Here is a 15566-nt window from a genome sequence, read left to right on the forward strand (position 1 = left end):
AACCTTTTGGCACTTTGCTCCGACTATAGGGGTAAAGGCCATTAGGATGTCTATGCGCTACAGCGATACTGACCGGATTTATGACGAATTGCTGCTGACCCGGATTCAGGCTGGTGACCGGCGCGCAGGAGAACGATTGGCGGCGCGATGGTATCCGCGTTTGATGCGGACAGCCGTTAGGCTTTTGCGCGACGAGGAACAGGCACGCGTCGCGGTACAGGAAGCATGGAGCGGGATTTGCAAGGGTTGGCGCCGTTTGCGCAATCCATCCCGCTTTCCCGCATGGGCTTATACGATCCTGCACCGCAAATGTGCGGATCAGATAGGCAGAAACCAGAAGCATCGCGGCCTTCATGCTGCCGCTGCTCAAGATGCGGACCTATCCATCGCACCGCGCGGCGAAGACAAGGTTACGATTGATCAAGCCTTTGACCGCCTAAGCGATGATCACCGGACAGCCGCTTTGCTCTATTTCGGTGAAGGCCTGACGATCAAGGAAATTGCAGGGGTAACGGGTACGGCAATCGGTACGGCAAAATCCCGCCTGTTTCATGCGCGCCGACAGTTAAAGGCAGCGCTAGATGACAAACATAATGAAGGAGACACATGATGACGAAATTTGATGATGAACTGAACCAATCGCTCAGTGCTGAAGACACGGCATTTCTCCAGGATCTGGAAAATGGCCGCGGTCTTTTTGAGCAGCTGGGCGCAACATTGCAGGGACCGATGCGGTTCTGGTCCTATCTGATCACGACAATAACATTCATTGTCGCTATGGGCGCTTTTTATGCTGGCTGGCGCGCATTTAACGCCGTCGACACAAGGGAAATAATATTATGGTCGACCGGTGTTATACTTCTTTTCATGATGGTTGGCTTTTCGAAGAACTGGATTTTCCAGCGGATGAATCTGCTGTCGGTGTTAACCGAACTGAAAACGCTGGAGCTGCGTGTGGCCCAATTGAGCGACAGGCTGAAATGATTGCTGCTCAGGCCACCATCCGTTCAATGAACCAATAGGTTGCGACAATGCCAATGGCATAGGATGTCGCCGTCTTGACCGGCTGCAGCCATGATTGCTGAAAGCGGCGGATCAGCCAAAGGAGCCCAAAGGCGATAGCGACGATGATCAACTGCCCGATCTCGACACCAAGGTTGAAGGTCAGGAGCGCCATCGGCACATCATCCTGCGGTAATCCGATTTCGGCCAAAGCGCCGGCAAAGCCAAAGCCGTGGAGCAGGCCAAACAGAAACGCGACTATCCATGGAAAGCGTTCCGATAGCCGCGGACCATGAATATGATGATCTCTTTGCGCTTTGACGATTTCAACCGCCAGAAAAACAATGGACAGGGCGATGATCGCTTCAACCGGTTGCGAGGGTAATGAAAGATAGCCCAGTGTGGACCCGATCAGGGTGATACTATGAGCAATGGTGAATGCAGTCACCGTTTTGGCGACCAACCAGCCGCCTTTCAGCAAAAGGACAAGCGCTAAGACGAATAGCAAATGGTCGAAGCCCAGCACGATATGCTCGATACCGATAATGGTGTAGGTCCAGGCCACATTGGCAATCTCGTCTTTTTGCGCAATCGTGGCGATGGGCGCCTTTGGGGTCAGGCGGAGTGTTTGCGTAGCTTCATCAAGCGGGGCGATCCTGACCAGCGCATCGGTAGTGCTGAGTTCCAATCCCTTTAATCCGATAGACTGGCCGGCCATTGACCCTGTGCAGTTGAGCGACAGGTTTGTCAGGATATTTGTCGCCGCAAATCGTTTTTCCGTTTCTCCAACTTGCGTGCAGTTGGCTGGCAGAATAACTTCACCTGATTGGCCCAGCCGCGACCGTTCAGAGGCTTTCCACAATAGAAGCCAGTCGCTCGATGATTTCTGGGTGAGTTCGACATAGGCAGGGCGCAATTCATCCGCACTGGCTGGTGAAACCCATATCAGTGCGCAGATCAGTCCCGTCAGAACGGACAAACAATATTTCATGGACGACCTGCAACCGTCACATAATATTCGGCGCGATATTTGCCGAGAGATTGCTTTTCCTTTGCCGCCGTCTGCGCCGCGCGCCAGTCATTGGTCACGCGCTGGCGAACGTCATCTAGGCTAGCTTTTTTTCCAGATATTTTCGCTGTGATCTTGACCAGATGCAGACCGAATCCTGACGGAACCGGCCCCTGCCATTTTTCGGTTTCGAGACTGGTTAAGGAGCTTGCAAATTTCTCGCCAAACTGACGCGATATCGCCGCAGTTTCGGCTCTTTGCAATTGAGTGGGCAGAGAAATCGGTCGCGCAACTTCGTCAGGCTGGATTGTGCCTTGGTTCAGATCGTCCACCAGCTGCGCGATGCGCGCTTCATCGAGCAAGTCTTGTTGTCCAAGGTAAATTTGTTCCAGATCATAAAGCGAGGACAGGGCATATTTTTCCGGGTGTTCATCCAGCCATTTTTGCAGAACCGTGTCGGTAGGCTCTGTCTCCACCTCTTCATTGTCGAGAAACCGCATCTTGGTGTACAGTCGGCGACGGATGACCGGATCATTGCGATCGAGGCCGAGCCGCAATGCTTCGCGATAATAGATTTCTTCCCTGATCTCCTGATCTATCAACCCGTCCAGTTCCGTCTGGGTAGGCGCACGCCGGAAATTTTGCACCCAGCCTGCCTTTAGCCGTTCGATATCGGTCTCGCTGATGGTGATTTCATAATCGGCTGGATCGCGGTTTGATCCTGTAGCCCAGAAAAATGCAAAAACCAGCAATGCCCCGCCCAGAAAATGGACCAAAGGCTCTTTTAGCAATTTCATCTCCGCACGATACTCCTGATTTGCCGCGCAGGCCGCGCAACCATGTTGTCAGCTTGTTGACGCGCCGGGCGTATACCAGATCGGCGATGAATAAGCCCGTTCCTGCTGGATTTTGATGACATCGTCCGGCAGCGTCAGGCCGAATTTCAACGCGTCATAAACCGGCCAGGTTGGCGTTGGTATTTCAAGCACGCGAACATAATAAAACGCATTTTGCTGCGCATCGAAATCCGGGTCCTGCCACCATGTGGTCAATTCCGGTGCACCAATATTATTCTCCCACGTGCCTTTGGTGAGATCAACGGTGTTACCAACTGCGGTCAGTTTGCCGTCTGCGCCCACCGAGCGGTTATCCGGACTGCTCCAGCTGACGTTGTAGATTTTTTCCTGGGATTTTCCATTGGCATCAATCCACCCTTTGACAACCTGAATCCGGTCGAGATTGGCGCTTTCGGGATCCATCAATGCGGAGATCAGGAAGCTGGGTGTTTTGCCTTCTCCACCTGTAAGATCACCCCCCATAGGTACACCCTTGGTATAACCGGCTTTGACCAGATCAGCCGTATCGCCTTCGGCAAAATCAAATCCACCGAAGAAACGCACCTGCATCCGCGGGCCAGTCGTCGCATAGACTTCGCGGCGCATCATCGCGTCAAAAATTGCTTCGCGCGTGTTGCTGGTTGCCCAGACTGCGGCATAGCCACTGGACAGATAATGCCAGCCAAACCGCCCTTGGCGCGTGCCAAGATTTTGCGGAGCCAATGCCCGCTCCTTGTTGTTGATCTCGTTGCCACTATGCTTGCCGTAAAAATTATTCTCATCAGCTGTTGCCAGTGATGTATGGCTATCGGTCGAACCGATCATGCCAAATTTGAACGGATTGGCACCCATTTTCTGGGTGAATTCGAGACCCCGCTTCAGCGCTTCGCGCGCATAGCTGCCGCCATAGCTTTCCGGTGGCATATCCTTGCCGCAGCTCAGGTTGCATTTGTCCCAGCCAGCATCGCCATAACTGGCAAATTCGTCATTGGGAGAGAGGAACGGATGGCTTTCGCTGTCGCCCTTGATCTGAGTGACCTCGACAATCGGCTCCCGCAGGGCGCGTGTTTTTATATAGGCCTCGTCGATAGGGCTGCCGTCCAGCTTGTTCATCGCGAACATGCGGCCATTGGAAACATTACTGTTATGCGGGATGGCGAGGACTTTTCCGCCGGTGCTTTTTTCATAAGCCGCCATGTAAGCCCAAAGTTGCTCCGGATCACCGGCGTCAAAGCTGGCAAAGGGGAGCATGGTGCTTGTCTTGTCCGCGCCATCCCGGAACATCACAACACGGTGCAGATTATCTCCGCCAGGCATGGGTGTATATTCAAAGCCATGAAAAGCGGTAAATTTGCCGGGCTCATTATATTCATCCAGCGTCTCGCCATGTTCGGTCCATAAAGACTTGATCCGATCCGCGGATTCTTCGGGGTCGAAAAGCCCTTCCGGCAAGGTTCCGGCAGCCGCGCCGTCGATCAATTCGGATGTCACCCGCAACGAGCCCTCGTCACTTTCATGCATCATGTCATGCCAGCGGAGCAAAAAGTCATTGCCCAAAAGCGCAATGCGAGGGGCTTCATAAAGGGCCTTGGTTGCACCTACCGCATCGCTGTGATCCGCGATCACCAGAAAGTCGAGCGGGCGGGATAGCTTTGCCTTTTCGCCTTTGGTTGCTGTCACTTCTTCGCCTTTGGCGAAGCGCAACGCGGCCTCCGCGTCGAGCCGGTTGCCAAAGCCAAATGCATCAATGCTGTTGTCGGTGTGGAGGTGGGTGTCGCCCCAGAAAACCTGTTCGGGATATTCGGTGTTGGTGACTGTGGCATCCGAACCACCCGATCCACTGTCTTTGCTACATCCTGAAATGGCCAGCGCTGCCGAGCAGACTGCCAGTAAAAGTGCTTTGCGCATCATATTTTCCCTCATCCTCTATTTTTCGAAACTATAGTTCAATGGGCGGTGGTGCAAGAGACTCTGCGGCAAGTCAGCTTGTCGTAGCGTCATTCCTGTTTCCTTCCAACAAGGCTAGGCGGCCGCTTGTTTCGTCTGCTAGAGATTTGGCAAAACATACCGAAGTCACCGGAGAGAAAAATGAGCGATATAATTCAGCCCGATACAAAGGCGACCAGCAGCACCCACTGCCCTTCTTCTGCTTATGCAGCTCTTTATGCGGAGAGTATTTCTGATCCTGATGGTTTTTGGTTGAAGCAGGCTGAGCGTCTGGAGTGGGCGCAGGCGCCGGGTACGATCGCCAACTGGTCTTATGATCCGGTATCGATCAAGTGGTTCGAGGATGGTGTGCTTAATATCTGTCATAATGCGGTGGACCGGCATGTGGCAGCCGGCCGGGGGGATGTGACGGCTTTGATCTTCGAGCCGGATGATCCGGACGGGGAAGGCAGGACGCTTACCTATGCCGAGCTGCAGGCCGAAGTGGTCAAGATGGCCGGCGCGCTGAAGAAGCTGGGCGCGGGCAAGGGTGACCGGGTCACCATCTATATGCCGATGATTGTGGAAGGCGCGGTGGCGATGCTCGCCTGCGCGCGCATTGGCGCGATCCACTCGGTGGTGTTTGGCGGCTTTTCTCCCGAAGCGCTGGCCGGGCGGATTGAAGATTGCAAGAGCAGGTTTGTGGTCTGCGCCGATGGCGGCCTGCGCGGCGGCAAGGGCGTGCCCCTGAAGGCCAATGTCGATGCCGCGCTGGCCAAAGACGGTACAGATGTCGATGCGGTGCTGGTGATTAATCACACGGGCAGCGATATTGCGATGACCGAGGGCCGCGACCACTGGTATCACGAAGTGGCGGCCGATGTGCCCGCGACATGCCCGTGCGAGCCGATGAATGCGGAAGACCCTCTGTTCATTCTCTACACATCCGGCTCGACCGGCAAGCCCAAGGGCGTGCTCCATACCACCGGCGGCTATGCCGTGTGGGTGGCAACCACCTTCCACTATGTCTTTGACTATAAGCCGGGCGAGGTCTTCTGGTGTTCAGCCGATATCGGCTGGGTCACAGGCCATAGCTATATTGTATACGGCCCGCTCATCAACGGCGCGACCGAGGTCATGTTCGAGGGCGTGCCTAACTATCCCGACCATGGCCGCTTCTGGCAAGTGGTTGCCAGGCACAAGGTCAACATCTTCTATACCGCCCCCACCGCCATCCGCGCGCTGATGCGCGAAGGCGATGCTCCGGTCAAAGCGCATGACCGTTCATCCATCCGCCTGCTTGGCACGGTAGGTGAACCGATTAACCCGGAAGCCTGGCGCTGGTATTATGAAGTGGTCGGCGATGGCCAGTCCCCGATAGTCGATACCTGGTGGCAGACAGAGACCGGCGGTATCATGATCACCACTTTGCCCGGCGCGCACGGGATGAAGCCGGGCAGTGCCGGTAAACCCTTCTTCGGTATCCAGCCGCAGCTGGTTGATAATGACGGCGCGGTGCTTGATGGGGCGACCGATGGCAACCTGTGCATCACCGCGAGCTGGCCGGGCCAGGCAAGATCAGTCTACGGTGACCATGAACGCTTCATCCAGACCTATTTCTCCACCTACAAGGGCAAATATTTTACCGGTGATGGCTGCCGAAGAGACGAGGACGATTATTACTGGATTACCGGCCGGGTCGATGATGTGATCAATGTCTCGGGTCACCGCATGGGCACCGCCGAGGTGGAAAGCGCGCTGGTATCCCACCCCAAGGTCGCCGAAGCCGCCGTGGTGGGCTATCCGCACGACATCAAGGGCCAGGGCATTTACTGCTATGTCACGCTCAATGCCGGTGAGGAAGCCAGCGACGCGTTTGCCGCAGAGCTCAGAAACCATGTCCGCACAGAGATCGGCCCCATTGCCACGCCCGACCATCTCCACTTCACCCCGGCACTGCCCAAAACCCGCTCCGGCAAGATCATGCGGCGCATCCTGCGCAAAATAGCCGAAAACGACTATGCAACACTCGGTGACACCTCAACCCTTGCAGATCCAAACGTCGTCGATACACTCATCAAAGGAAGAATGAATAGGTAGGTGTCAGGGCCTTGTAATAAAATTACACAGATTGTTTACGACGCGAAAACGACCTGATACCAAGCTGATAACCATAAAGGGAATCGCCATGCTCAAATATGTCCTCCTCGCTACCACTGCTATGTTAGCGGCCTGTTCACCGCAAAATGGATCGGTTGCCAGTGCCAGCGCCAATCCATCAGAAGCGCAGGCCGAGCAGGTTGCTGTCGATAGCGACATCAATGCACGGCTGTTGGCATTTTTCGACGATTATGATCAGATTGAGCTGGCTAACTCGCCAATCTCGAAATCCTTCCGCGGTATCAAGGACGCGGATTATGGCAAGCTGGATGATCCCAGCGATGTCGCTGCAGTTGAGGAATATGAACGCGGCCAGGAAGCCCTGGTCGTGATGGAAGCGGAATTTGACGAAAGCGAGCTCAACGACGCCAGCAAACTGAGCTACCGGCTGTTCCAGGTGCGAGCCGAACGTTCGAGAGAAGCATTTCCGTTTCGCCGGAACAGCTATATTTTCGATCAGATGAACGGCGCGCAGAGCCAGATTCCCGCCTTCATGATCAATATTCACCGGGTCACCAATAAAGCGGACGCCGAGGCTTATGTAAGCCGGCTCAATGCATCCGGACCATTTTTTGAGTCACTGGTCGCGCAATCGGCGGAGAGGGCGAATGACGGGATTATCGTTCCGGACTGGGTCTTCCCTTATGTGATCAATGACACCAAAAACGTTATCACTGGCGCACCGTTTGATACAGGCGCTGACTCCCCCATTTTTGCGGATTTGAAAAAGAAAGTGAATGCGCTTTCCATTTCAGATGCGGAAAAGGCGGATCTGATTGCACGGGGCCGTGAGGCGCTGACGGGCAGTCTCGCGCCTGCTTATCAGAAACTTATTACCGAGATGGAGCGCCAGCAGCAAATGGCGGTCGATGGCGATGGTGTCTGGCGGTTCAAGGATGGCGAAGCTTATTATGCGGAACGTCTGAAAAACTATACGACTACGGATTTGACGGCGGATGAAATTCATCAAATCGGTCTTGATAATGTAGCGCGGATTCATGGTGAAATGCGCAAAATCATGGCGCAGGTCGGTTTTGAAGGCAGTTTGCAGGATTTCTTCACCCATCTGAGGACCAGCGATCAATATTTCCACACCAGCCGGGAAGATTATCTGGCCGAAGCCAATGCGAAATTGGCCGAAATGGAAAAGAAACTGCCGGAATTTTTCAACACCCTGCCCAAGGCGCCGTTTGTCATCAAGCCAGTAGAAGCGTTCCGGGAGAAATCTGCCGGCAAAGCCTTTTATCAGCGCCCTGCGCCGGATGGGTCGCGGCCAGGCACCTATTATGTCAATCTCTATGACCTGAAAGGCATGTCCAAAACCGAGCTAGAGGCTTTGGCCTATCACGAGGCACTGCCGGGTCACCATTTGCAGCTCGCCATTCAGACCGAACTGGGCGATTTGCCTGCATTCCGCAAATTTGGCGGTGTCACCGCCTATTCGGAAGGCTGGGGCCTTTATACTGAGGAGCTCGGCAAGGATATGGGCTTCTACACGGACCCCTATTCCGATTTCGGCCGGTTAGGCATGGAATTGTGGCGTGCTTGCCGGTTGGTTGTCGACACCGGGATCCATGACAAGCGATGGAGTCGCGAAGAAGCGATCAAATATCTGACCGACAATACGCCGAATCCGGAAAGCGATATCCGCAAAGCGATTGAGCGCTATATTGTCTATCCGGGTCAAGCGACCGCTTACATGATTGGGAAGCTTAAAATCATGGAATTGCGGGCAAAATCGCAAAAAGAACTGGGTGACAAATTTACCATGGGCGATTTCCATGATGTGATCTTGCGCAGTGGTCCAGTGCCCCTGAATATCATGGAAGAGCGGGTCAATAACTGGATTGCAGCAACGCGCTAACAGCCTAAGGGCGCTGCTGACTGGCCGTAAATGTCAATAACTACAGCAAAATTTGTCGTTTTTGTCCAATTGCGAATCCCCTGTTCTGGTGCATTGAATTTGTGCGACCACAAGGAAACTCTGCTGCATTAAGCCTGCGGCTGGGACTTCTTTTCCTCATTGGCCTGGCTATTTTATTGGCCAGGCCAGTTTTTTTTCCTATTTTTTTTGGTTATAAACGTGCAACCAATGGAATTCCGGTTTGCCCCCGAACCGGATAAAAGGGGTTCGCTTTGGTTAGTTTGAGATATTTTGCTCCTGCAGAAGATGTTCGGGACCTAGTCTCGGTCTATTATCTTTTTGAAGTTGAGCATCCCAAATTTTCGGATAATGAACGCGCCGCCATAGCGCAGCTGCGCTTTCTTTTGGAAGGCACGGCGGAACTTGGATTTGCCGATGGCAAAACATATGCGGCGAAAGACGCGATGCTGGTTGGCCCCTCTACCGGTGCGATGCATTTTGATGTGAAGGGACCGTTCCGGATGTTTGGAGTCGGTCTTTTGCCGGCAGGCTGGGCGGCGCTGACGAAGAAATCGGCTGCCGATTTTACCGACAAAGCGGTGCCAGCGCACAAGATCTTTACCGATGAGATTGACAAAAGTCTTGAATTACTGCGCGGTTGCAACAGCCCGGACGGCATGACCGCCTGGGCGGACCGGATTTTCCGGGATTTGCGGCACCGGGTCAAACCCGAGGTCGAACAGTTCACGAAAATGGTCGATGAATGGTTGTCATCTGAGCCCTCTCCTCCAGTCAGCGCGCTTATGGAGCGATCGGATCAAAGTTCCCGACAGGTGCTCCGGACCGTCAATAAACTCTACGGCATGGCGCCAAAATATCTGGCGCGTAAATATCGGGCCTTGCGAGCGGCACGGGCCTATGCAGAGCAGAATGAGGAAGAGCTGCTGGCGCTTGAGGATGCTTTTTATGATCAGTCGCATATGATTCGCGAGATCAAGTTTTTCGCCGGTACAACGCCGACGAAATTGCGGGTTGCTGAGGGCGAAACGGCTAAGCTGATTGACCAGCGCGGCCTGTTAAAAGGGCATATACCGCCACTCACTTCTGACACATAATATCAGTCAGGAGTTGCATTTCCGGCTAAATACGACTAAATAGGTCTTATTTAGAGAATCACAGGAATTTCGAGAGTTTTTATGCGGCTTTCCAGCCTTGCCGACTATGCTGTTGTCCTTATGTCCGCTGCTTCGCGGCACTGCGGTGCTGCGCTTTTGGCGGAAGGCAAGATGAACGCATCGACCCTGTCTCAGGAAACCGGTGTTCCTTTGCCGACAACACAGAAACTGGTCAGCCGCCTGTCCGCAGCCGGGTTGATCGAATCGACGCGCGGTATCGGCGGTGGCATCAGGCTGGCACGGCCCCCCGCATCGATCAGTCTTGCCGATATTGTCGAGGCCGTTGAAGGGCCGCTCGCTATCACCAGTTGCACGATTGATGGCAATCATGACTGCGCACTGGAAGATAATTGTACGGTCAAGCCGCACTGGGGCGTGATCAACCAGACAATCCGCAAAGCATTGAACGACGTTAGCCTTGCAAGCCTGGCAGATGAGCCGGCCGCACAGAAAATCACATCCATGGAAAAAGCGTTATGAGTGAAGAAGTGAAAACGGACATTCAGGAACTGGACGATCGCGCGGCAATGAATGCCGAAGCGCAAGCGGCCGTGGACAATGCCAGCAACTATGAATTTGGCTGGTCGTCCGACATTGAACAGGACTTCGCGCCCAAAGGTCTGAACGAAGATACGGTGCGTTTCATTTCCGACAAAAAGGGCGAGCCGCAGTGGATGCTGGACTGGCGCCTCAAGGCCTTTCGCATGTGGGAAACGATGGAAAGCCCCGATTGGGCAAAGCTCGAAATCCCGATGATCGATTATCAGGATGCCTATTATTATGCCGAGCCCAAGGCGAAGCCAAAGCTGAACAGTCTCGACGAGGTCGACCCGGAAATTTTGCGGGTTTATGAGAAGCTTGGCATTCCGATCGAGGAGCAAAAGGTGCTCGCCGGCGTGGAAGGCGCGCGCAAGGTAGCCGTGGATGCGGTGTTTGACAGCGTGTCAGTGGCGACAACCTTCCGCGAGGAACTGGAAGAAGCGGGCGTGATTTTCCGTTCGATCTCCGAAGCGATCAAGGAATATCCCGATCTCGTTCGCAAATATCTCGGCAAGGTCGTGCCGATGAAGGACAATTATTTCGCGACGCTCAATTGCGCCGTGTTCAGCGACGGGACGTTTGTTTATATTCCCAAGGGCGTCAAATGCCCCATGGAACTGAGCACCTATTTCCGGATTAATGCGGAGAATACGGGCCAGTTTGAGCGCACCCTGATCATTGCGGAAGAAGGCAGCTATGTCAGCTATCTCGAAGGCTGCACCGCGCCGATGCGCGATGAAAACCAGCTCCATGCGGCGGTGGTCGAACTGGTTGCGATGGATGATGCCGAGATTAAATATAGCACCGTCCAGAACTGGTATCCCGGTGACGAGGACGGCAAGGGCGGGATTTACAATTTTGTGACCAAGCGCGGTCTGTGTCAGGGTAAAAACAGCAAGATTTCTTGGACGCAGGTGGAGACCGGCAGCGCGGTGACGTGGAAATATCCAAGCTGTGTGCTCAACGGCGAAAACAGCGTCGGCGAATTTTACTCGGTCGCGCTGACCAACAATTATCAGCAGGCCGACACCGGCACCAAGATGATCCACAATGGTAAGAACACCCGTTCAACGATTATTTCCAAGGGGATCAGCGCTGGCCATAGCGACAATACCTATCGCGGCCTGGTCCGCGTGGGTGCGAACGCGGAAAATGTCCGTAATTTCACGCAATGTGACAGCTTGCTGCTCGGCGACAAAAGCGGCGCGCATACGGTGCCCTATATCGAGGTGAAAAACCCCACCGCGCAGATTGAGCATGAAGCGACGACTTCAAAGATCAGCGACGACCAGATGTTCTATGCTCAGCAGCGCGGGCTGGATGAGGAAGAAGCGGTCTCCCTGATCGTCAACGGCTTTGCCAAGGATGTGCTGAAGCAGCTGCCGATGGAATTTGCGGTGGAAGCGCAGAAGCTGTTGGCGATTTCGCTTGAGGGGAGTGTCGGATGAGGCGGTGTGTCGTCCTATCCCGTCATGCTGAAACAAGGTCAGGCTAAAGAAAATCATATGCCATTCAATCAAAGAAAAGAAATATGCTGAAAATTGAAAACCTCCACGCCCAAGTCGGCGACACTGAAATCCTCAAGGGGCTTTCGCTCGAACTGAACGCAGGTGAAATCCATGCGATCATGGGGCCGAATGGCGCCGGTAAATCGACCCTGTCTTATGCGCTTGGTGGCCGACCCGGCTATGAAATCACAGCAGGAAGTGTGAACTTTGACGGAGAGGATTTGCTCGAACTCGATCCGCATGAGCGTGCAGCGGCGGGTATCTTCCTCGGCTTTCAATATCCGGTCGAAATTCCCGGCGTGTCCAATCTGCAATTCCTGCGCGAAAGCCTCAACAGCCAGCGCAAGTCGCGCGGGGAAAAGCCTTTATCGGGCGCAGAATTTATCAAGCTCGCCAAGGAAAAAGCAGGCTTGCTGAAAATGGATATGGATATGCTGAAACGCGCGGTTAATGTCGGTTTTTCCGGCGGTGAAAAGAAGCGCAACGAGATGGTGCAAATGGGGATTATCGATCCCAAGCTGGCAATTCTCGACGAAACTGATAGCGGTCTCGACATCGACGCGCTGCGCGTCGTTGGTTCCGGCATTAATGCGATTATGCGCAAACCTGACAAGGCCGTGCTGCTGATCACCCACTATCAACGCTTGCTCGAACTGGTCAAACCGGACTTTGTCCATGTGTTGGCGGGTGGCCGGATCGTCAAGACGGGCGGCCCCGAACTGGCACTGCAGCTCGAAGAAGAAGGTTATGAGGCAGTCGCGGCATGATTTTGAGTGTCCTCTTGCTGGCAGCGGTGCAACCGGCTGCAACTGCGGCCGAGAGTGAGGCGGTCGAGGATGAGATTGTCGTCATCGGGCGGCGATTGAACAGCATATCGGCCATGGTCGGAAAAGACCAGAAAGGCCGTTTCACCTGCTCGCTCGACAAGTCATCCGGCAATATCAATCTGGACAAGCGCCTGTGCAAGACAACCGTGCGATGCATCCGCGACGGGGCTGTCGGTGACGGCGCCATTAAAAGCTGCGTGGACGCGGAAAAGCCCAAATTACTGACCAAATTGCGCCGCGAATTACAAAGGTCTCAACCATGACTACAACTCTTCCTCTCCCGACCAAGCGTGATGAAGCATGGCGCTATGCGGACCTGAAAGCGCTCGAGCCGGTCTGGCCCAAGCTGGATGGTCCGGAGCGGCTGATGGTTGCTGCCGGCGAGACCGCTTCGCGCCAGATTACCGAGCTGCCGATGATTGATGGCGTTGGCATTGTCGATCTCGACATTACCGTTGGCGACAATGCGACTTTCGCGCTTCACGTGCTGGCAAGCGCTGCCGACTATGGCCGCATTCAGGTCAAAGTAACGCTCGGCAAGGGCGCGCATTTTGAACTGGGTGGCGCGATTTTGGGTTCGGGCATACAGACGTTGGAAATTGTGACCGAAACGATTCATGCGGAGCCGAATGCGACATCCAATCAGGTTGTGCGCTCGGTACTCGCGGGCAAGGCCACCGGCAGTTTCCTCGGGAAAATCAATGTCGCGCGCGATGCGCAGAAAACCGATGCAGCCCAATCGGTCAAGGCCATGCTGCTCGACCGCACGGCGACCGCCAATGCCAAGCCGGAGCTGGAAATTTTCGCCGACGATGTGAAATGTGCCCATGGCGCAACTGTCGGTGAACTCGACAAGCAGGCGCTGTTCTATATGGCCGCGCGCGGTCTGCCGCCCGAACTGGCGCAGAAATTGATGCTGCAGGCGTTTATCGCAGATGCGTTTGTGAGCATGGAAAGCGACGAACAACGCGCGTTGATTGAGGATAAAGCCTTGGCGGCGTTGGAGAATATTTCATGATATTCTGGCGAGATATGAAACGGCATTTGGCTGGTGCAAAAGTTGTTCCTGGTAGAGCGACAACAATATCCACAGTAGCGCTGTGCTTTTTGACGCTCCTTGCATCTCAGGCACAGGCTCAACCGGTGCAATTGCCTTCACCCGAGCCAGCATCATCGGAAATGAAGCGTATCACAATGCCGCTAACGATTTTTCCGACACCGCTAGATGCGGCCAGCGCATTTGTTAGAAATTTCCCGGAATCGCTCGAGGGGAAACAGAAGCTGACGGTTACCGCTGAGCCGGATATTGACCACAAGGACAGGTTGCTGGTCACCGTCATGGCCGAAGGATTGCTAGACGATTCTGTTGATGCCGAGCAATGGTTGATCCGCCTCAAGCCTGTGGAAGGCGGTTGGAAACTAAACGGTATGACAATGCGATCGCAATGCGCCCGCGGAGACAATGCAGGCTCATGGAAGGTTGGATCATGTCCCTGATGGTTGATGAAATCACAATGGAAAACGCGTCCAAACGCGCCGACTTTCCCGGCATAGCCGAGGACTGGCATTATCTCGACACCGCTGCGACAGCGCAAAAAGCCAAACCTGTGCTGGATGCCATAGCGCGCGCCTATGGTCCTGATTATGCAACCGTACACCGCGGCGTTTATGAGCGTTCCGCCAACATGACGCTGGCCTTTGAAGCTGCCCGTAAACGGGTTGCTGATTTCTTGGGCGCTGCGAGCGAGAATGAAATCGTCTTTACCAGCGGTGCGACCGATAGCATCAATCTGGTCGCAGAAAGTTGGGGTAACGCCAATGTCGGCAAAGGCGACCGGATCATGTTGTCGCAACTGGAGCATCACAGCAATATCGTGCCGTGGCAATTGCTGGCTGAGCGAGTGGGTGCGCATATCGATGTTGCGCCTTTAACCGACGATGGCCAGATTGATCTCGACTGGATTGAAGCCAATCTGACCGAACAGCACAAGCTGGTGGCGCTGGCCCATGTATCGAATGTGCTGGGGTCTTTGCTCGACGCCAAACGCGCGGCAACCATCGCTCATAAAGTTGGTGCGAAACTGTTGCTCGATGGCTGTCAGGCTGCACCGCGATTGCCTGTGAATGTGCAGGACCTTGGCTGCGACTTCTATGTCTTTTCCGGCCACAAAATTTATGGCCCGACCGGCATTGGTGCGCTGTGGGCGCCTTATGACATTCTTGACGCCATGCCCCCATGGAAGGGCGGCGGGTCGATGATTGACCGGGTCAGTTTTGACGGCACGACCTATGCGCCGCCGCCGGGACGGTTCGAAGCAGGCACGCCGCATATTGCAGGGGTCGTCGGTCTCGACGCCGCTATCCAATATGTTGAAGGCATCGGTCTGGACGTGATTTCTGCCCATGAAAATGCAACGCTGGCGATGGCGCGCGAAGCCTTGTCCGGCATCAACAGCGTGCGGGTATTCGGCCCGGATAAGAGCATGGGCATATTGAGTTTCGCGGTTGGCGACGTGCATCCGCACGATGTCGCCACTATATTGGATGAAGGCAGCGTTGCGATCCGCGCCGGTCATCATTGTGCGCAGCCGCTTATGGACTATCTGGGCGTACCGGCAACGGCGCGGGCCAGCTTTGGAATTTACAGCGACGCAGAAGATGTCGCGGCCCTGGTCAAGGGTATCGAACGGGTAAGAAAGATTTTCGGGTAGGAAAGAAT

15 protein-coding genes are annotated in these 15566 nt (G+C 54.5%); 12 read left to right on the forward strand and 3 right to left on the reverse strand.

Going from position 1 to position 15566, the window contains the following annotated elements; translation table 11 throughout:
* Positions 1-46 precede the first annotated feature (46 nt).
* Together ACO6S1_RS05430 and ACO6S1_RS05435 are read left to right on the forward strand one after the other, a co-directional pair.
* On the forward strand, positions 47-610 hold the full coding sequence (locus tag ACO6S1_RS05430) for an RNA polymerase sigma factor (protein ID WP_422345303.1): 564 nt from the start codon (positions 47-49) through the stop codon (positions 608-610).
* Positions 607-984 carry a DUF6768 family protein gene (locus tag ACO6S1_RS05435; RefSeq protein ID WP_422345304.1) on the forward strand — a complete coding sequence of 126 codons (378 nt, stop codon included), beginning with the start codon at positions 607-609 and terminating at the stop codon, positions 982-984. Before ACO6S1_RS05430 ends, ACO6S1_RS05435 begins: the two co-directional genes overlap by 4 nt.
* A 7-nt stretch (positions 985-991) precedes the next feature.
* Here ACO6S1_RS05435 and ACO6S1_RS05440 read toward each other — a convergent pair whose 3' ends face one another.
* Genes ACO6S1_RS05440 through ACO6S1_RS05450 form a run of 3 tightly spaced genes read right to left on the reverse strand, consistent with a single transcriptional unit; the run spans position 992 to position 4758 of the window.
* Complete coding sequence (locus ACO6S1_RS05440; protein ID WP_422345305.1) at positions 992-1981, reverse strand: HupE/UreJ family protein; 990 nt, start codon at positions 1979-1981, stop codon at positions 992-994.
* 8 nt (positions 1982-1989) lie between these two features.
* Entirely contained in the window at positions 1990-2808 is an 819-nt protein-coding gene (locus ACO6S1_RS05445; RefSeq protein WP_422345306.1) for a peptidyl-prolyl cis-trans isomerase, read from the reverse strand.
* A gap of 48 nt (positions 2809-2856) precedes the next feature.
* The gene (locus ACO6S1_RS05450) at positions 2857-4758 is read right to left on the reverse strand and encodes a DUF3604 domain-containing protein (RefSeq protein ID WP_422345307.1); all 1902 of its coding nucleotides are present in this window, start codon (positions 4756-4758) and stop codon (positions 2857-2859) included.
* A 177-nt stretch (positions 4759-4935) separates the two neighbouring features.
* Here ACO6S1_RS05450 and acs point away from each other — a divergent pair, with 177 nt between their 5' ends.
* The 10 genes from acs (at position 4936) to ACO6S1_RS05500 (ending at position 15558) form a co-directional block, all read left to right on the forward strand.
* On the forward strand, positions 4936-6873 hold the full coding sequence (acs, locus tag ACO6S1_RS05455; protein ID WP_422345308.1) for an acetate--CoA ligase: 1938 nt from the start codon (positions 4936-4938) through the stop codon (positions 6871-6873).
* An 88-nt stretch (positions 6874-6961) separates the two neighbouring features.
* The gene (locus ACO6S1_RS05460) at positions 6962-8797 is read left to right on the forward strand and encodes a DUF885 domain-containing protein (RefSeq protein ID WP_422345309.1); all 1836 of its coding nucleotides are present in this window, start codon (positions 6962-6964) and stop codon (positions 8795-8797) included.
* 272 nt (positions 8798-9069) lie between these two features.
* Positions 9070-9912: a DUF6597 domain-containing transcriptional factor gene (locus tag ACO6S1_RS05465; protein ID WP_422345310.1), complete on the forward strand. Its 843-nt coding sequence runs from the start codon at positions 9070-9072 to the stop codon at positions 9910-9912.
* Between the two features lie 81 nt (positions 9913-9993).
* Complete coding sequence (locus tag ACO6S1_RS05470; RefSeq protein WP_422345311.1) at positions 9994-10452, forward strand: SUF system Fe-S cluster assembly regulator; 459 nt, start codon at positions 9994-9996, stop codon at positions 10450-10452.
* Positions 10449-11960: a Fe-S cluster assembly protein SufB gene (sufB, locus tag ACO6S1_RS05475; protein WP_422345312.1), complete on the forward strand. Its 1512-nt coding sequence runs from the start codon at positions 10449-10451 to the stop codon at positions 11958-11960. Before ACO6S1_RS05470 ends, sufB begins: the two co-directional genes overlap by 4 nt.
* Before the next feature lie 83 nt (positions 11961-12043).
* A complete protein-coding gene (gene sufC / locus ACO6S1_RS05480) occupies positions 12044-12787 on the forward strand; it encodes a Fe-S cluster assembly ATPase SufC (RefSeq protein WP_422345313.1) in 744 nt (247 codons plus the stop codon).
* Positions 12784-13110, forward strand: a complete 327-nt coding sequence (locus tag ACO6S1_RS05485) for a hypothetical protein (protein ID WP_422345314.1) — start codon at positions 12784-12786, stop codon at positions 13108-13110. Before sufC ends, ACO6S1_RS05485 begins: the two co-directional genes overlap by 4 nt.
* Positions 13107-13865: a SufD family Fe-S cluster assembly protein gene (locus ACO6S1_RS05490; protein ID WP_422345315.1), complete on the forward strand. Its 759-nt coding sequence runs from the start codon at positions 13107-13109 to the stop codon at positions 13863-13865. The genes ACO6S1_RS05485 and ACO6S1_RS05490 overlap by 4 nt, the downstream gene beginning before the upstream one ends.
* On the forward strand, positions 13862-14344 hold the full coding sequence (locus ACO6S1_RS05495; RefSeq protein WP_422345316.1) for a hypothetical protein: 483 nt from the start codon (positions 13862-13864) through the stop codon (positions 14342-14344). The genes ACO6S1_RS05490 and ACO6S1_RS05495 overlap by 4 nt, the downstream gene beginning before the upstream one ends.
* On the forward strand, positions 14344-15558 hold the full coding sequence (locus tag ACO6S1_RS05500) for a SufS family cysteine desulfurase (RefSeq protein WP_422345317.1): 1215 nt from the start codon (positions 14344-14346) through the stop codon (positions 15556-15558). The genes ACO6S1_RS05495 and ACO6S1_RS05500 overlap by 1 nt, the downstream gene beginning before the upstream one ends.
* The last annotated feature ends 8 nt before the right edge of the window (positions 15559-15566 follow it).

The organism is Parasphingorhabdus sp. (assembly GCF_965233695.1).
Classification (GTDB): domain Bacteria; phylum Pseudomonadota; class Alphaproteobacteria; order Sphingomonadales; family Sphingomonadaceae; genus Parasphingorhabdus.